Origin of the sequence: Rhodococcus sp. P1Y, from assembly GCF_003641205.1 — a bacterium.
GTDB lineage: Bacteria > Actinomycetota > Actinomycetes > Mycobacteriales > Mycobacteriaceae > Rhodococcoides.
Map to the genome: position 1 here is coordinate 2038810 of NZ_CP032762.1, position 16318 is coordinate 2055127.

Annotated in this window: 17 protein-coding genes; 8 read left to right on the forward strand and 9 right to left on the reverse strand. The window is 63.8% G+C overall.

The features are described 5' to 3' along the window. Positions 1–276: 276 nt before the first annotated feature. Positions 277–897: an FABP family protein gene (locus tag D8W71_RS09465; RefSeq protein ID WP_442972045.1), complete on the reverse strand. Its 621-nt coding sequence runs from the start codon at positions 895–897 to the stop codon at positions 277–279. Positions 898–1280: 383 nt separating this feature from the next. Between D8W71_RS09465 and D8W71_RS09470 the strand changes: the two genes are divergently transcribed. Beyond that, positions 1281–2819, forward strand: a complete 1539-nt coding sequence (locus D8W71_RS09470; RefSeq protein WP_121118900.1) for a cutinase family protein — start codon at positions 1281–1283, stop codon at positions 2817–2819. A gap of 124 nt (positions 2820–2943) precedes the next feature. Here the strand turns inward: D8W71_RS09470 and D8W71_RS09475 are convergent, their stop codons facing one another. Genes D8W71_RS09475 through D8W71_RS09485 form a run of 3 tightly spaced genes read right to left on the reverse strand, consistent with a single transcriptional unit; the run spans position 2944 to position 4603 of the window. Then, on the reverse strand, positions 2944–3249 hold the full coding sequence (locus D8W71_RS09475) for a DUF1416 domain-containing protein (protein ID WP_121112946.1): 306 nt from the start codon (positions 3247–3249) through the stop codon (positions 2944–2946). Between the two features lies 1 nt (position 3250). Beyond that, positions 3251–4087, reverse strand: coding sequence for a sulfurtransferase (locus D8W71_RS09480; protein WP_121112948.1), 837 nt, complete (start codon positions 4085–4087; stop codon positions 3251–3253). 48 nt (positions 4088–4135) lie between these two features. Beyond that, complete coding sequence (locus D8W71_RS09485; RefSeq protein WP_201265305.1) at positions 4136–4603, reverse strand: DUF4395 domain-containing protein; 468 nt, start codon at positions 4601–4603, stop codon at positions 4136–4138. 28 nt (positions 4604–4631) lie between these two features. On the opposite strand from D8W71_RS09485, the gene D8W71_RS27320 reads away from it, so the two are divergent. Then, positions 4632–4781 (forward strand): hypothetical protein, encoded by a 150-nt coding sequence (locus D8W71_RS27320; RefSeq protein WP_153275352.1) that lies wholly within the window; start codon positions 4632–4634, stop codon positions 4779–4781. Between the two features lie 61 nt (positions 4782–4842). Here D8W71_RS27320 and D8W71_RS09490 read toward each other — a convergent pair whose 3' ends face one another. Further along, positions 4843–5274 carry a thioredoxin family protein gene (locus D8W71_RS09490; protein WP_121112952.1) on the reverse strand — a complete coding sequence of 144 codons (432 nt, stop codon included), beginning with the start codon at positions 5272–5274 and terminating at the stop codon, positions 4843–4845. Next, positions 5271–6053: an LmeA family phospholipid-binding protein gene (locus D8W71_RS09495; protein ID WP_201265306.1), complete on the reverse strand. Its 783-nt coding sequence runs from the start codon at positions 6051–6053 to the stop codon at positions 5271–5273. The genes D8W71_RS09490 and D8W71_RS09495 overlap by 4 nt, the downstream gene beginning before the upstream one ends. A gap of 130 nt (positions 6054–6183) precedes the next feature. Here D8W71_RS09495 and D8W71_RS09500 point away from each other — a divergent pair, with 130 nt between their 5' ends. The 6 genes from D8W71_RS09500 (at position 6184) to pstB (ending at position 12040) form a co-directional block, all read left to right on the forward strand. Beyond that, positions 6184–6960 (forward strand): winged helix-turn-helix transcriptional regulator, encoded by a 777-nt coding sequence (locus D8W71_RS09500; RefSeq protein WP_121112956.1) that lies wholly within the window; start codon positions 6184–6186, stop codon positions 6958–6960. Between the two features lie 6 nt (positions 6961–6966). Continuing rightward, entirely contained in the window at positions 6967–7875 is a 909-nt protein-coding gene (mshD, locus tag D8W71_RS09505) for a mycothiol synthase (protein ID WP_121112958.1), read from the forward strand. Between the two features lie 204 nt (positions 7876–8079). Beyond that, positions 8080–9177 carry a phosphate ABC transporter substrate-binding protein PstS gene (gene pstS / locus D8W71_RS09510; protein ID WP_121112960.1) on the forward strand — a complete coding sequence of 366 codons (1098 nt, stop codon included), beginning with the start codon at positions 8080–8082 and terminating at the stop codon, positions 9175–9177. A 99-nt stretch (positions 9178–9276) separates the two neighbouring features. Further along, entirely contained in the window at positions 9277–10320 is a 1044-nt protein-coding gene (gene pstC, locus D8W71_RS09515) for a phosphate ABC transporter permease subunit PstC (RefSeq protein WP_121112962.1), read from the forward strand. Positions 10321–10323: 3 nt separating this feature from the next. Beyond that, positions 10324–11232: a phosphate ABC transporter permease PstA gene (gene pstA / locus D8W71_RS09520; protein ID WP_121112965.1), complete on the forward strand. Its 909-nt coding sequence runs from the start codon at positions 10324–10326 to the stop codon at positions 11230–11232. A gap of 31 nt (positions 11233–11263) precedes the next feature. After that, entirely contained in the window at positions 11264–12040 is a 777-nt protein-coding gene (gene pstB / locus D8W71_RS09525) for a phosphate ABC transporter ATP-binding protein PstB (protein WP_115965514.1), read from the forward strand. Positions 12041–12307: 267 nt separating this feature from the next. Here pstB and phoU read toward each other — a convergent pair whose 3' ends face one another. The 3 genes from phoU to dusB form a co-directional block, all read right to left on the reverse strand. After that, positions 12308–12982 carry a phosphate signaling complex protein PhoU gene (gene phoU / locus D8W71_RS09530; RefSeq protein WP_121112967.1) on the reverse strand — a complete coding sequence of 225 codons (675 nt, stop codon included), beginning with the start codon at positions 12980–12982 and terminating at the stop codon, positions 12308–12310. A 72-nt stretch (positions 12983–13054) separates the two neighbouring features. Then, positions 13055–14986 (reverse strand): LCP family protein, encoded by a 1932-nt coding sequence (locus tag D8W71_RS09535; protein ID WP_121112969.1) that lies wholly within the window; start codon positions 14984–14986, stop codon positions 13055–13057. Positions 14987–15108: 122 nt separating this feature from the next. Then, positions 15109–16248: a tRNA dihydrouridine synthase DusB gene (gene dusB / locus D8W71_RS09540; RefSeq protein ID WP_121112971.1), complete on the reverse strand. Its 1140-nt coding sequence runs from the start codon at positions 16246–16248 to the stop codon at positions 15109–15111. Positions 16249–16318: the final 70 nt, after the last annotated feature.

Consider the following 16318-nt stretch of genomic DNA (forward strand, 5'->3'; position numbering starts at 1 on the left):
TTTGCGGAGCGCCGAATCCGGGCGTACTTTGGCCTTACACGAGAGAGGAGGTGGTCTGAAGTTGCATAACTCTAGGACGCGTGAGGTGGCTGCCCGCTAGCCGCTACCGCTGACGGATTCACCACCGCGCGAGCGGCGAGCGAATCCCAGGCAGCTACCCGGCCCCCGAGCCCTCGGTCCGTCCGACCGAGACCTGAGAAACACAGGTATGGTTCGGGGGCCGTTCGCATGTGTACCCGTTGCAGCCGTTGATTGGCCGAGGAGATCGGAAGCGGATCAGCCGATGTAGCGGACGAGGCGGGCAGACAGACGCGGTGCGAGCTCGCCGTCTGCGCCGATACGCTCTTCGACGTACGCCAGATCCGCACCTTCGACGATCCCGTACAGACGCTTTGCGCCGCCGACAAGGGCGCCGGAGGTGGATCGGATCACTACGTCGGTTGCGAGCTCCCACGACGACTGGTTGAGCGCATGGCCGTAGAAGAGTTCGACGACGCCGGTGCTGTGCGTCAACAGGAACTCGATGACCTCTTCGTTCTCGCTGCCCTTGGGGCCGTCGCCACCACTGATTCGCCAGAACCCCGCTTCGCGGAGGTCGGGGTGCGCGTAGTTGCCGTCGGAGTCCACACGCCACGACCGAGATTCCCAGACCAGGTAGGCACCGCCGTCGTGAGATACGACTATCTGCTGACCGAATGCGTATTCCTGACCCGACTCCGGGTCGCGGCCTTCACCTTCGCCGCGCCACACGCCGACCAGGGGCAGCAGGGCTAGCAAGGCTGGGTTCAGGTCCGGACCGAGGCGCAGGTTCGCGGTGTCCTCGGGATGCGGAAGGTCAGGGAGGGTCGGAATGTTGCGCGTCGACGAGGACGCGAACTTGTCGGCGGCCTCGGCGATTGCGTCGTTGGCGGACCGAGTGCCGTCCGTTCCGTCGGCGGCGGGCTCACTCACGATTCGTCGGTGACCAGGCGGTAGACGACGTAAAGCGAGAACGCGATGATGGCGACTGCGGCAAGCGCAAGCAGGACCTCGAAGAAGATGACCACGAGTTGGAGTTTAGACCTAGTTCGACCGCCGACCGAAATGCGGTCCTGTGTCCTCGGCAACGCAATAGTGGCTTGTCCCAATGATCAACCGCGCGAATGGTCGCTTGTACATTGTGTGTCTACAAGTGGCGTTCGACACGGTACCTTTCCACCTGAGCGTCGGGCTCGGGGAATGTTCGGCCCGGCGCTGATGTGTGTCTCGACATTTTTCCGGTACTGGGGAAGGACCTGTTCATGCCGCGCCATTTTCGTGCTGGCTCGTTGTTATCTGTTTCCACGGCGATGGCAGCGGCGTTGCTCCTGGTAGTGCCCTCGGCAGCGTCAGCGGCTCCAGGCTCCGGCTCTTCGGTGACGGGTTCGGCTGAGAGCGGTTCCTCGGGGTCCTCGGACGGACCGAATATCGATCCGAACAACTACGCGCAGGATTGCCCCGACGTTCTGATGTTGGCTGTGACTGGCGCGACCGACTCCGAGTCGGATCGCGATCCTCTCAACGAGGAGCCGCGCTCACCGCTGTCGAACTGGGTGGGAAATGTCACACTGCCTGCCGGCCAAGCCAGCGCGAACAACCCAGGTTCCGTCGGATGGCTCTACGTTCCGTACGCATCCACCTACGGTGTGGACATACTCTCCGACGTGCCGACGTATCAGGACTCGGTCGCCGAAGGAATCGCCGCGACCAATCGCCTGCTGGACGAGTACAAGACCAAATGCGGAGACGCGACGAAATTTGTCCTGCTCGGCTACAGCGTCGGCGGCGAGGTCATCGAGCGCGTGTCGATGGACATCGGACATCGAGATCCGGACGCGCTCGTCGCGGGCGACGACATTGCAGGCGTCGTGATGATCGGTGCCCCGTACCGTCCGGCCGGTGTGCCGAACTTCGACGAACCCGGCCCGACCAACGGTGGTTTCCAGTCGCAGACACCGAAGGACTACGGGACACTCAACGACAAGGTGACGTGGTCGTGCAGGCCGTACGACCTTGCGTGTGATGCTCCGGACAACATCGTCGCGCTGCAGTTGGCCCTCGGCGTTCTGGGCCAGATGCGGTTGACCGTGCTCAATCCGATTCAGACCCTCGCAGACTTTGCGCGTACCGTCGCCTCGATCGCCACTCGCGCCATCGTGGACATCGCGACGAACAAGAATTGGCTCGACTCCGACGAGACGCTGCTCGAGGTTCTGCTCAAGGTGTCCGATCGCCTGTACGAGGTGGACGAGCAGAAAGCATGGGCTCAGCTGACTCCCGATCAGTTGCTCGACGATCTGAACTGGGCGATGGGACCGGGCGCCGACAAAGTCCGCGAGAAGCTTCACCGAGAAGGCGTCGGACTCGTCGAGAACAACAAGGGGATCGTCGACGTCGCCATCGGCCCGTACATCTTCATCGGGTTCCTGCAGCATCTCCTGTACTGGAACAACAATCCGGGAGACGGTCGCGAATGGGAGAGCGAGAAGATCGTCGCCTGGGTGACCGACCTGGCACAGACCGAGCGCGAGAAGAAGAACGTCGACGACGCGCCCCTCGCCCCGTCCGAGGTGGACCCGGCTCCGGAGCCGGATGCGCAGCAGTTGCCCGAAGCGGCGCGCGAGCCCGATCCGCAGGCATTGCCGACGCCGGGCACACGCACCCGCGACAGTGACCTCGGAGCGTTCCTGGAATCGCTCGGAATCGTGCCACCCGGAGTCTTCCCGCCGCAGTACTCCACAGTTCCCGAGCGCACGACCGATCCGTCGACTGACATCGTTCCGGAGACGTCGCAGGGCTGAACTCGCTGACCCTGGGGTGACCGAATGAGTCATTCGGTCAATCCCCGGGGGCAGGCCAACACGCCAGGAGACAGAAAGAGCCCCGCACCCATTGGGTGCGGGGCTCCGTCGTTCTACGAAAAGGTCAGACTCCGACGGTCACGTCCGCCGAGTGGATGCCTGCACCCTGGGGAGCGATGTCGGCCTGGCCGTTGCCCGACGCCGACAGCGCCCGCAGCGTCCAGGTGCCCGGCGCTGCGAAGAAGCGGAAATCCCCGGTTCCCGACGCCACGACCTCTGCCGTGAATTCGCCGGTCCCGTCGAGCAAACGCACGAAAGCGCCGCCTACGGGTTCGCCGTCAGTGGCGAGGACACGGCCGGTGATGACCGTTTCCTTCTCCACGTCGACGCCTGCCGGAATGGTCTGGCCCTGTACTGGTGCGCCACACATGTCAGTGAACCTCCAACTCGATCGGTGCTCCGACGAGGGAGCCGTACTCCACCCAGCTGCCGTCGTAGTTCTTCACGTCGGACTTGCCGAGTAGTTCCTTCAGCACGAACCACGTGTGGCTCGAGCGCTCGCCGATGCGGCAGTAGGCGATGGTTGCCTTGCCGTCGTCGTAGCCCTTTTCCTTGTAGAGCGCCTCTAGTGCGTCGTCGTCCTTGAACGTGCCGTCCTCGTTGGCAGTGGTGCTCCACGGGATGTTGATGGCGCTCGGGACGTGTCCGCGCTGCTGCGCCTGCTCCTGCGGGAGGTGTGCGGGCGCGAGAATCTTGCCGGAGAACTCGTCGGGCGAACGCACGTCGATCAGGTTCTTGTTTCCGATGGCGTCGATGACCTCGTCGCGGAATGCGCGAATCGACAGGTCGGGAGCCTCGGCGCGGTACTGGGTCGTCTCGCGGGTGACGACATCCTTCGAGAGGGGACGGCCGTCGAGTTCCCACTTCTTGCGTCCACCGTCGATGAGCTTGACGTCCTTGTGGCCGTACAGCTTGAAGTACCAGTACGCGTACGCGGCGAACCAGTTGTTGTTTCCGCCGTAGAGAACGATGGTGTCGTCGTTGGAGATGCCCTTTGACGAGAGCAGATCCGAGAACTGATCCTGACCCAGGAAGTCGCGGCGAACCGCATCCTGAAGGTCCTTGCGCCAGTCGAGCTTCACTGCGCCTTCGATGTGACCGCCGTCGTAGGCGCTCGCGTCTTCGTCTACCTCGACGAAGACGGTCTTCGGGGCGTTCAGGTTCTGCTCGGCCCAGTCGGCAGAGACCAGGACGTCGGAGCGGGCCATGGGTTTCCTTTCGATCTTTCTTTACTTCGGTCAGTGGAGGGTGATGCGTCAGGCGCGAGCGGATTGTGTCCGGAAACGCGCCACGAGTGGGTAGATCTGGCAACCGAGGCAGAACGCGAACGCCGCGTTCAAGAACGCGGCGAACAGCGCGAATCCGGTGGCGACTGCGCCGACAACGGGTGCTCCGAGCGCGAAGCCGAGCACTCCCACGGCGGCGAAGACGAATCCGACGAGTTGCGCGAACTTCAGTGGTGCGACGGGCTCGCGCTCGATGGTTGCCGACAGACGAGGCGCAACGAAAGTCGCGAACACGGTGCCGTAGGGGCTACGACGGGGTCCGAGAGCCGCGCCGATCGCGAAGACGACTGCCTGAACTGCCAACAGAACAGCGGCTGCTGTGGTGCTGAACGTGGTCAGGGCAAGTACGAGTACGAGTACGACCGTCGTTGTCCACGCGGCGAAGCGTGGCCCTCGAACGTCGACCTGGGTGGCGGCGGAGGTTGTGTCATGGGACATATGTGTGGGTGCTCCTGCGTTCGTACACATGAACGGGCTGAAGGGCGGCGAACATGGGTTCACCGGCTATCTCGAACTCAGCGATCGTCCGGAAAGAGCGGACGGCGTTTCGGATATCAGCAGCAGCGACAGCAACAACCGCCCAGCCGGCACAGATCTACTGTGCGACGACTGGTGAGCAACAGCTCATGGCGGAAAGACACACCCGGCATCCTACCGGAGAACTGCGACCAGCAGAACTACTGGTTCGTCAGTGCCGAACGAAGAGCCTCGGACTTGGGGACGCCCGATATGCGAGCCTTCTCGTTCAGGTCCTCGTCCAGGACGAACGTCGTCGGTAAGGACATCACGTTCATCGCGCGTGCCAGCGCGGGATACGCATCGATGTCCAACTCCAGTTCGACGGGCCCGTCGAACTCCTCGGATCCTCCGACTTCGTCGACGACCTGTCCGACGACCCGGCGCACCGCGGCGCACGGTCCGCACCACTCGGCCGAGAAGTGCAGCACCGTCTTGGCGCCTCCAACGGCACCCGCTTCCACGAGAAGGGAATGCAGTTCCGGCGATCCCGACGAGTTCGACGTTCGAACCTCACCGGCGCGGGACCGAAGCGCGAGGCCGACGATGGTCCCCGCAGCAAGAACCACCACCAGAATTGTGATTCCGATCATGGCTGCTCGATCTGGTTCAGGTCGATCGTCACGTTCCTCGCGTCGCCTTCGATGACGATCTGCGAGCCCTCGGCGTACACGTCGGTGGGCAGGATTCCGAACGGCAGGCTCTGCCTGTCGATCGTCTTGGTGAACAAGCCGAGCACTGTGGACTTCGCGAAATCGGGGATGGTGAAATCTGCGTCGCCCTCTGGACCGAAGTAGAAGTCGCTCGCGACGATGTCCACGCTGTCGCCGTCGAGAATCAGGTCGGCCTGCACGCTCACCTTCACATCCCCGAGCGGTCCGACCGGGACCGTGCCGGTGAGTACGACGCCACCGCTCGTGGTCATTCCCGAGCCGCCGGAACCGCCGGTGCCGTCCGATTTGTCGGCCGGCGGTGCGGAAACCTCCAGGTCGACGATGTTCAAGAACCGGCCGAGGTCGGTTGCCTCGATCCGCACGCGTCCGTCGAGTTCGTCGACGGGCACGGCTTCGACCGACCCTCCGACCAAGTCGGACAGCGGAACCGCGACGCCGCGAAGGTTGGCTTCGATGGTGGTCGATCCGACGTAATCGTTGGGTACGTCCTGGGCTCGGATCTCGACGTTCTGATATTTGCCGTCGGCCGCCTGGGGCAGAAACGGGAAACCGTGGATTATCACCTGCGGGTCGGAGGAGAGGTCGCCACCGTCTCGGATCGCGCGCGAAACGCGATACTCGGAATACGCTGCCGCTCCGAAATCGACCAGGAGGGCAAGAGCGACGAGGCTCACGAGTCCGATGATCAGTTTGCGCATGCCGACCATTGTGACCGACGAATCGGGCACGGCGGGCGGCCGACCGCGCGGACACGCTAGTCTGATTGCTTGAACAAGCAGTCGACTTCGCATGGGGAGACGACGTGACAGCGGTAAGAATGGAGGCTGCGTGGAGCTCCTGCTTCTGACCTCCGATCCAAACCCGGAGGCCGTCCTGCCCTCCCTTGCGCTACTCGCGCATCACGTGCGACCGGCACCGACCGAGGTGTCCTCGCTTCTCGAAGCAGGTTCCGCGGACATCGCGTTGGTCGACGCCCGTACCGACTTGGCCGCTGCCCGTGGTCTGTGTCGACTCCTCGGCAGCACCGGCTCTGCTATCCCGGTCGTCGCAGTACTCACCGAGGGCGGCCTCGTCGCCGTCAACTCCGACTGGGGCCTGGACGACATCTTGCTTCCGGGTACCGGTCCGGCTGAACTCGACGCTCGCCTGCGGTTGCTCGTCGGTCGCTCGGGCGGTGTCGCGAGCCAAGAAGCGTCGGGAAAGATCACCCTGGGCGAACTGGTCATCGACGAGGGCACCTACACGGCGCGTCTACGCGGCCGTCCGCTCGACCTGACTTACAAAGAGTTCGAACTTCTCAAGTATCTCGCTCAGCACGCGGGACGTGTGTTCACACGTGCGCAGCTGCTTCAAGAAGTCTGGGGTTACGACTTCTTCGGTGGCACTCGGACCGTCGACGTCCACGTTCGGCGTCTGCGAGCCAAGTTGGGAAGCGAATACGAGTCGCTCATCGGCACCGTCCGGAACGTCGGCTACAAGGCGGTTCGACCGAGCCGCAACGCAAAAGGCGGTCCAGCTGCCGACAACCTCGACGGCCAGGGCAGCGACAGTGACAGTGACGAGTTCAGTGCACTCGGCAGCGCGACACACGGAAGTTCGAACTGACCGACCATGACTACCTCCTTCGATATCGCCCGGCTCGACTCTGCCTCGATCACTTCGGTTGTCGCCGAACAGATTCTGTCCATGGTGTCCTCGGCCGCCGAAGCGGACGGCACTGCGCCTCTGTCCGAGCAAGCGGTCAAAGCGGTTTCGGCCGACGGTGATCAGGTGCACCTCGTCGCGACGAGCGGTTCGACGGTCGTCGGATACGCAGGGATCGCCCCCGGCTCGCCTGCCATGGCGGAAGCCGTCGTACATCCGGATTTTCGCGGTCACGGTACGGGCAGAGCCCTCGTCGAACGCGCACTGACGGAGATCGGCGACGGCACGCGGATCTGGGCACACGGAAATCTCGAACCGGCGCAGTCGGTTGCGCGCTCGCTCGGACTGGAGATTGCCCGCGAGCTGCTTCAGCTCCGCCGACCCCTCGCGACCCCTGAACTTCCCGATGTTGCTCTGCAGCAGGGTATTTCGCTGAGAACCTACCGCGGGCACCAGGACGACGCCGAGTTGTTGCGCGTGAACAACGCAGCATTTTCCTGGCACCCGGAGCAAGGCGGATGGACCGGGAAGGACATCGAAGAGCGACGAAACGAAGGCTGGTTCGACCCGGCCGGTGTGTTTCTCGCGTTCGAAGAGGGCACGGATACACTGCTCGGTTTCCACTGGACAAAGGTGCATCCGGCCGAAGCAGGCGAGGACGAGATCGGCGAGGTCTACATCGTCGGAATCGACCCGCAGGCGCAGGGTCGCGGTCTCGGACGAATCCTGACTCTGGCCGGACTTCACTATCTGAAGAGCCGGAATCTGACGGACGTTCTGCTCTACGTCGAGGCGGACAACGCCGCAGCTGTGCATACATACGAGCGGCTCGGTTTCACCCGATTCCATGTCGACGCCGCGTACGCCCGTCCCTGAACCGGACATACTGCCCATTCTGTTCATCTTCCGTTCACCATCCCGGGGGTAACCGTCAACCGGCTCCCCTTACCTTTTCTCTGGGCGGCGCCGACGCTGCCCGGTGCGAGGGTCATTCCCAGGGCCTGCATCTTTATCTTCGTCGTCCGAGCGCAGTGAAGCCTCGGCTGACGAACACGGCACAAGATTCCCCGGAGGAAACAGGTGAAGCTCAAGCGCAGCGCGTCTCTCGTAGGCGCAGTGGCGATCAGCGCCATGCTGCTGACCGCATGCGGCAGTGACGCGAACGTCGAGACTGCTGAGGGCACGGACTCTGCAGCCACGTGTGAGGGCAAGTCCCCGCTGACCGGCGAAGGCTCGTCCGCGCAGCAGAACGCAATGTCCAACTTCACGTCGATCTACTCGGGCATCTGCGCAGGCAAGGCCGTCGAGTACACGACCAGTGGATCCGGCAACGGCCGTACCCAGTTCGTGGCAGGCCTCGTCGACTTCGCCGGCTCCGACTCGTCCATCAAGGACGAGCAGGCAGCCCAGGCCGCCGAGCGTTGCGCCAGCAACCCGGCGTGGAACCTCCCGCTCGTCTTCGGACCTGTCGCCATCGCCTACAACGTCGAGGGAGTCGACAACCTCGTCGTCAACCCTGACGTCGCAGCGCAGATCTTCACCGGCAAGATCACCACCTGGAACGATCCGGCGATCGCCGCACTGAACGAGGGCGCAACGCTCCCGTCCACGCCGATCACCCCGATCTACCGCTCCGATTCCTCGGGCACCAGCGACAACTTCCAGCGCTTCCTCGCGGCGTCCGCGCCCGAGGCGTGGACCCTCGACCACAGCTCCGACTGGGCAGGTGGCGTCGGCGAAGGCGCAAACGGCTCGTCCGGCGTCGCACAGGCAGTCAAGGCCACCCCCGGCTCGATCACGTACGTCGAGAAGGGCTTCGCCGACCAGGAGAGCCTCGGCAAGGCGTCGGTCGACTTCGGTAACGGACCCGTCGAGCTCAGCAGTGAGACCGCTGCAGCGGCCATCGACAGCGCAACGTTCAAGGGCGAGGGCAACGACCTCGTCATCGACATCGACGCTCTGTACGGCAGTGACGCGGCCGACACGTACCCGTTGGTCCTCGCGACCTACGAGATCGTCTGCTCCAAGGGATACGACGCCGAGACCTCGGCAGCAGTCAAGTCGTTCCTGCTCAGCGCAGCCAACGAAGGACAGCAGGGCCTCGAAGAAGCCGGCTACGTCCCGCTTCCCGAGACCTTCAAAGAGCGTCTGGTCACTGCGATCAACGCCATCGCCTGATTCAATGAGACTTTGGTTCTGCTCCGACGCCGCGGCTCTGCGCCGCGGCGTCGGGGTAGGGCCAGCGTCGTCAACCTCCACACGAGAGACGTGAGCGGTATGAGCGACACCCACTCGATCACCGGCGTTCCATCTGCGGCGAGCATCTCCGCGGGAGGCGTGCCGCGGAACACGGAAGAACCCACGCAATTGCCGGATAACAAGGCCAAGGGCGGCACTGTAGTTCGCCCCGGCGACAGAATTTTCTCCACCCTGGCGACGGGCTCGGGTGTCTTCGTCATCGTCCTGATCGCGCTGATCGGCATCTTCTTGCTGTGGCGGGCCATCCCGTCACTGCAGAACAACACGGTCAACTTCCTCACCTACAACGGTCAGTGGAACACCTCGGACACCTCAGCGATGGTGTTCGGCATCCGCGACCTGTTCCTGGTGACCGCCACGGTCTCGATCTTCGCGCTGATTCTCGCGATGCCGGTCGCACTCGGCATCGCGATCTACCTGACGAACTACGCACCGAAGAAGGTCGCGGGCCCATTGGGTTACGTGATCGATCTGCTGGCAGCGGTCCCGTCCATCGTCTTCGGTCTGTGGGGCCTTTACGTCCTCGCGCCCGCCATCAGCCCGTTCGCGGAGTGGCTCAACGAGAACCTGAGCTGGTTTCCGTTGTTCTCGACCGGTTCGGTCTCGATCGCCGGCGGTGGCACGATCTTCACCGGCGGCATCGTTCTCGCCGTGATGATCCTTCCGATCATCGCGGCGGTCACTCGTGAGGTGTTCATCCAGACGCCCAAGGGGCAGGTCGAAGCAGCTCTCGCCCTCGGTGCAACGCGCTGGGAGGTCGTGCGCACGACGGTCATCCCATTCGGCAAGTCGGGTTTCGTCTCCGGCTCGATGCTGGGTCTCGGCCGCGCGCTCGGTGAAACGATCGCTCTCTACATCATCATTCGCAGCGTCCAGTCGAGCTTCGGATGGACCCTGTTCGACGGTGGCAGCACGTTCGCTACCAAGATCGCCCTCGCCGCAGGCGAGTTCAACAACCAGCTGCAGGCCGGTGCGTACATCGCCGCAGGCCTGGTGCTCTTCGTGCTCACCTTCGTGGTCAACGCAGGCGCACGCGCCGCGATCGCAGGAAAGAAGGACTAGGCCATGACCGCAACTCTGGATCGTCCGGTCAAGGAACCGACCTTCAAGGGCGTCAGCGCTCGACGCAAATTCTCCAACGGCGCAGCCACCGTCCTGGTCAGTCTCGCGGTGCTCGTCGCGCTCGTGCCACTGATCTGGGTTCTCTACACGGTGATCTCCCGAGGCATCTCGGCCGTTCTCGCCCCGGCATGGTGGCAGAACTCGCAGGCAGGTATCACCCAGTTCATCCCCGGCGGCGGCGCGTACCACGCCATTGTCGGAACCTTGACCCAGGGACTGTTCTGCGCACTGATCTCCATCCCGATCGGCGTCTTCGTCGCGATCTACCTCGTCGAGTACGGCGTCGGAACTCGGCTTGCCCGGCTGACCACATTCATGGTCGACATCCTCACCGGTGTGCCGTCCATCGTCGCGGCGCTGTTCATCTACGCGCTGTGGATCGCAACGTTCGGGTTCGAGCGGTCCGGCCTCGCCGTGTCGTTCGCACTGGTTCTGCTGATGATTCCGGTCATCGTCCGCTCCTCGGAGGAGATGCTGCGCATCGTGCCGCAGGATCTGCGTGAGGCGTCGTACGCGCTCGGTGTTCCGAAGTGGAAGACGATCGCGAAGATCGTGGTCCCGACGGCATTGTCCGGCATCGTCACCGGCATCATGCTGGCCCTCGCCCGTGTCATGGGTGAAACTGCGCCGGTGCTGATCCTCGTGGGCTCGGCTACCGCGATCAACTTCAATCTGTTCGCTGGGCCGCAGACGTCCCTGCCGCTCATGATGGTCGACCTGCAGAAAGCAGGAACCGGCGTGCTCACCTCCGAGCGCATGTGGGGAGCAGCACTGACGCTGATCCTGATTATTGCCCTCCTCAACATCGGCGCGAAGTTGGTCTCCAAGTTCTTCTCGCCCAAGAACTTCTGACCCTTCCCCCAAGACACACCAGGAGCCGACCATGGCAAAGCGCTTAGACCTCAAAGACGTCAACATCTACTACGGCAAATTCCACGCCGTCCAGAACGTCACCCTCGCTGTCCCGCCCCGCGGCGTCACCGCGTTCATCGGACCCTCCGGTTGCGGCAAGTCGACCGTTCTCCGTTCACTCAACCGCATGCACGAGGTCACCCCCGGTGCTCGCGTCGAAGGTTCTGTTCTTCTCGACGGCGAGGACATCTACGGCAACGGAGTGGACCCCGTCGGTGTTCGACGCACCATCGGCATGGTCTTCCAGCGACCGAACCCGTTCCCGACGATGTCCATCCGCGACAACGTCGTCGCCGGCCTGAAGCTCCAGGGTGGCAAGGGCAAGAAGGAGCTCGACGAGATCGCCGAGCGTTCCCTCAAGGGTGCCAACCTGTGGAACGAGGTCAAGGACCGCCTCGACAAGCCGGGCGGCGGACTCTCCGGCGGACAGCAGCAGCGTCTGTGCATCGCCCGTGCCATCGCGGTCCAGCCCGACGTGCTCCTCATGGACGAGCCGTGCTCTGCCTTGGACCCCATCTCCACGCTCGCCATCGAGGACCTGATCGGTGAGCTGAAGAAAGATTTCACCATCGTCATCGTCACGCACAACATGCAGCAGGCCGCGCGCGTGAGCGATCAGACCGGTTTCTTCAACCTCGAGGCGACCGGCAAGCCCGGCCAGCTCATCGAGATCGACGACACCGAGAAGATCTTCTCCAATCCGACCCAGAAGGCGACCGAAGACTACATCTCCGGACGCTTCGGCTAAGGCCCCACACGAAAGAACCCCCGCACTCGCTGGAGTGCGGGGGTTCTTTCGTGCGCGGGGTGAAAGTGGTTCCTCGGCCGGCCCGAATGTCTGTTTCGGTCACTCTGTGTGAGCGAATGTCTGTTTCGGTCACTCTGAGTGTGCGAATGTCTCATTCGGTCTCGTGAGGTGAGCGAATGTCTGTTTCGGTCTCGTGAGGTGAGCGAATGTCTCATTCGGTCACCTCAGGGGTGCACGAATGAGACATTCGGCTCAGCTAACGACCGGTCAGGCGCTGGGGAGCTTGTTGGTGCTCAATTCGACGGGAAGTTCGCCGGTGACGAGGAAGATCACACGACGACCGACCTCGACGGCGTGGTCGGCGAAGCGCTCGTAGAAGCGACCCAGGAGAGTGACGTCGACGGCTGCTGCCACACCGTGCTGCCAGTCGCGGTCCATGAGGACCGTGAACAGGTGCCGGTGCAGATCGTCCATCGCCTCGTCCTCTTCGCGCAGCTTGGCCGCACGCTCCGGATCTCGGGTTTCGAGGACCTCACGAGCGGAGGCACCGAGCTGCACGGCAATGCGGCCCATTTCGGCGAAGTAGCCGTTGACCTCTTCGGGCAGCGCGTGGTTCGGGTGCCTACGTCGGGTGATCTTGGCGACGTGGAGTGCCAGCGCACCCATGCGGTCGATGTCGGCGACGATCTGGATGCCGGACACGACCGAACGGAGATCGCCGGCAACCGGCGCTTGGAGTGCGAGCAACTGGAACGCCTTCTCCTCGCACAGCGCGCTGAGTTCGGTGATCTTGTCGTGCTCGGAGATGACCTGCTCGGCTAGAACCAGGTCTGCTTGAAGGAGGGATTGGGTTGCCTTGTCCATGGCGGAACCGGCCAATGTGGCCATCTCACCGAGAAGGTCGGCCAAGTCATTCATCTGTTCGTTGTAGGCGACGCGCATAGCTCGCAAGTTTAGTAGGTCACACCGACCTGTGCGTCGTCGCGCGGGTGAACGGGGCGTGAATGGATCCGCTCAGGCGCAGGTGTCGTCGGCCGCGTTGGTGTATGCGAGGTTCTCGGGCAGGGCAGGCGCCACGGTGCTGCCATCGACTCGCGTTACCTCGACGGGCTGACCGAACACAGCGGGTGCCGTCGTGTAGCCGGGGAAGTCCGCTCCGAGAACGACCTCGACGACGCTGTCCAACCCGATGGCCTGCTCGACGACCGCACCGGGAATGGCCGACGCGACGGTGGCCGCTTCGGCTTCCTGGCCGGGGGAGTACCGGACCACGGTCTGAGCTGCGGTTCCGACGAAGTTTCCAACCTCGAGAATCTGGAAGCCGTAGGTCGAGAGCTCGTTCGACGTCGTCATGGCCCGTCCCTCGGTGTCCGATGCGTTGGAGACCTGCACGGAGACAGTCGTCGGATCGACGGCGAGAGTCGGAACCGTCGGGGCGACCTCGGACTCGGGAGTCGAGATCGGCTCCGCCCGCTCCTCGCCGGGAAGCGGGAGGTCGTCGATGATCGCGGTGAAGAGCGCCTCGATCGCCGAATCGACCGGAATCTCGTTGCCCCACTCGTTGGTTCCGTCCGTCGGGAGGGTCAGGAACGTGACGGCACCTGCGTCGACGTTCTGAAGCGAGCGGCCGAGCGTGATCAGGTCCTGCGTCTTGACGTTCTCGACGAACGTGTCGCGGGTGAATGCGCCGACAAATCCATTGAGCTTTCCTGGATCGAGCAACACCTGGTTGGACAGTGCGGACCTCAGGAGGGAGGACAGGAAGCGCTGCTGACGTTTGATCCGCCCGTAGTCGCCGTTGTTCTCGGTGTCGACGTGCCGGGCGCGCACATAGTTGAGTGCGGTGCGACCGTCGATCCGTTGTTCGCCGACGTTGGGCAGGACCGTACCGAGCTCGTAGTCCACGAGAGGCTGGGGCGTGCAGACCTCGACACCGCCGACCTCGTCGACCATCGATTCGAACCCGGCGAAGTCCATGCCGACGAAATGGCCGATCTTCAGACCCGATATCTTCTGGATGGTCTTTACCAGGCACTTCGGTCCGCCGAGCGCGTACGTCGCGTTGAGCTTGTCGCCGTCGGCGGCGGGGAAGATCTCGTCGGTGTACGTGTTGGTTTGGTTGTCGAAGGCCTCGCACTCCGGTCGTTCGACATCGAGATCTCGCGGAAACGACACGGCGACGACGCGGCTACGGTCGGCAGGAATGTTGACGAGCATGACGGTGTCCGATCGCGCGCCCTCGGCGTCTTCGACCGTCCCTGCGCCGATTTCGCCACTGGCGCCGGCGCGAGTATCGGTGCCGACGATCAAGTACGTCTCGTCGCCGTACTGGCCTGCGGCGTCGACGACATCGGTCGAATCGGGGTCGAGGGCGGCAACCTGAGCGAATCCTTGGTCGGTGCTGCGAAGGTAGCCCCATACGACGCCGGTCAGCGCCACGGACAAAATTGCGATGATCGAGACGAAACCCCGTGTGACATTCCGGATCCGATTCCGTCTTCGGACTTTACTCATCGCCAGCCGCGTCAGCGCGGGACGTTCCTCGGCGGGAACGCCGACCGCTTCGGGTTGCGCGACTACCGGAGGGGGCGTCCGGTCGGTGATCGGGGCGATCTTCTCGGTCGGGGCTTCCACCTCGGGACGTTGCGGCGCGGGCCGCTCTCGAGGTTTGGCGGCGTCGTCATCCGATCCGCGTCCCATCAACTCGGCGACCGACACGGCGTCGGAGTTGCTGGGCGAGCGCTTGCCGAGGCGCCTCAGGCGCCCGCTGTCCGTCTCGGACGATCGCGCAGCCGAAGCCGGCGGAGTCTCACGGTCGGCGCGCGTGGCGTCGGGCTGCGGAGGCTCGGCATGCCCTTCGGGTCGTCGGTGAATCCGCGAAATCTGCCGTTCCCACGGCGCCCGACCATCGGGCGCAGGCTGGCCCGAATCTCGATCGTCACCCACGGATTGAAAACCTGGCCTTCCTCGCGCATCATGCTTCGCCCTCTGGTCAGGCGATCCCAGCAATGATACTGGCGAAAGCTGTGTGGTCCACTTCGGCGGAGACCAGCGGTGTACGTCGCAGGTCAGCCGCCCGAATGCATGAGATCAGCGCCGACCGGCACCGCGATGTCCTCGGGGTCGTCGAGCCATCCCTCGGGAAGAGACACGGCCCCCGGGGAACCCTGTCGGCCGCGAGGACCCTCGGCATCCTTGGGAAACGGTACCGACGGGTCCAATTGGCCCAGAAGGTCGTCCAACTCCGGCAGCGTCTTGACGAGAGCCATCGAGACTCTCAGATCGGATCCGGCGGGGAAACCGCGGAGATACCAGGCGACGTGCTTGCGAAGCTCGCGCAGTCCCTTGCTTTCGCCGTGGTGTGCAGCGAGCAGTTCCGCGTGCCGTCTGATGATCACCGCTACCTCGCCCAGGTTCGGCGGGGTCGGCTCTTCCCGGCCGGCAAAGCGAGCGCTGAGCTCGGCGAACAGCCAGGGCCGGCCAAGGCATCCTCGTCCGACAACCACTCCGTCGCAACCGGTTTCGTCCATCATGCGTACCGCGTCCGAGGCCGAGAAGATGTCGCCGTTGCCGAGAACGGGCACGTCTGTGACGTGTTCCTTCAGGCGCGCGATCTGCGTCCAGTCCGCGGTTCCCGAGTACCGCTGCGAGGCAGTCCGCGCATGGAGTGCGACAGCCGCTGCACCCTCGGCAGCAGCGATCCGGCCGGCATCGAGGTGAGTGTGGTGCTCGTCGTCGATGCCTACTCGGAACTTGACGGTCACCGGAATGTCGGTTCCTTCGGTAGCTTTCACCGCGGCTGCGACAATTCGACCGAACAGGTTCCGCTTGTAGGGCAGCGCCGCACCGCCGCCCTTCTTGGTGACCTTCGGAACCGGGCAACCGAAGTTCATGTCGATGTGGTCGGCGAGATTGTCGTCGACGATCATTTTGGCCGCAGCGTAGGTGGTATCGGGGTCCACCGTGTAGAGCTGCAGGGACCTCGGGGTTTCGGTCGGGCCGAACGTCGTCATGTGCATCGTGGCCGGCTGCCGCTCGACGAGGGCGCGAGCGGTGACCATCTCGCACACGTACAGCCCGGACGTGCTGCCGGCCCGCGCCAACTCCTGCTCGCGGCAGAGCGTCCTGAAAGCGACGTTGGTCACACCCGCCATCGGGGCGAGCACCACCGGGCTCTGGAGTTCCAGTGATCCGATGCGCAGTGTCATGGGTGAAGCCTCGTTCGTCGTGTCGTGCTCGGTCTCGATAACGATCGAAGCCCGGCACCGAGGTCGGTGC

Bases quoted from the DNA above. Each gene is read 5' to 3' on its own strand.
- D8W71_RS09480 (WP_121112948.1), bottom strand. From the start codon at position 4,087: ATGGCCCGCTCCGACGTCCTGGTCTCTGCCGACTGGGCCGAGCAGAAC.
- D8W71_RS27320 (WP_153275352.1), top strand. From the start codon at position 4,632: ATGAACGGGCTGAAGGGCGGCGAACATGGGTTCACCGGCTATCTCGAA.
- D8W71_RS09495 (WP_201265306.1), bottom strand. From the start codon at position 6,053: ATGCGCAAACTGATCATCGGACTCGTGAGCCTCGTCGCTCTTGCCCTC.
- D8W71_RS09475 (WP_121112946.1), bottom strand. From the start codon at position 3,249: ATGTGTGGCGCACCAGTACAGGGCCAGACCATTCCGGCAGGCGTCGAC.
- D8W71_RS09490 (WP_121112952.1), bottom strand. From the start codon at position 5,274: ATGATCGGAATCACAATTCTGGTGGTGGTTCTTGCTGCGGGGACCATC.
- pstC (WP_121112962.1), top strand. From the start codon at position 9,277: ATGAGCGACACCCACTCGATCACCGGCGTTCCATCTGCGGCGAGCATC.
- pstB (WP_115965514.1), top strand. From the start codon at position 11,264: ATGGCAAAGCGCTTAGACCTCAAAGACGTCAACATCTACTACGGCAAA.
- D8W71_RS09485 (WP_201265305.1), bottom strand. From the start codon at position 4,603: ATGTCCCATGACACAACCTCCGCCGCCACCCAGGTCGACGTTCGAGGG.
- dusB (WP_121112971.1), bottom strand. From the start codon at position 16,248: ATGACACTGCGCATCGGATCACTGGAACTCCAGAGCCCGGTGGTGCTC.
- pstA (WP_121112965.1), top strand. From the start codon at position 10,324: ATGACCGCAACTCTGGATCGTCCGGTCAAGGAACCGACCTTCAAGGGC.
- mshD (WP_121112958.1), top strand. From the start codon at position 6,967: ATGACTACCTCCTTCGATATCGCCCGGCTCGACTCTGCCTCGATCACT.
- phoU (WP_121112967.1), bottom strand. From the start codon at position 12,982: ATGCGCGTCGCCTACAACGAACAGATGAATGACTTGGCCGACCTTCTC.
- D8W71_RS09470 (WP_121118900.1), top strand. From the start codon at position 1,281: ATGCCGCGCCATTTTCGTGCTGGCTCGTTGTTATCTGTTTCCACGGCG.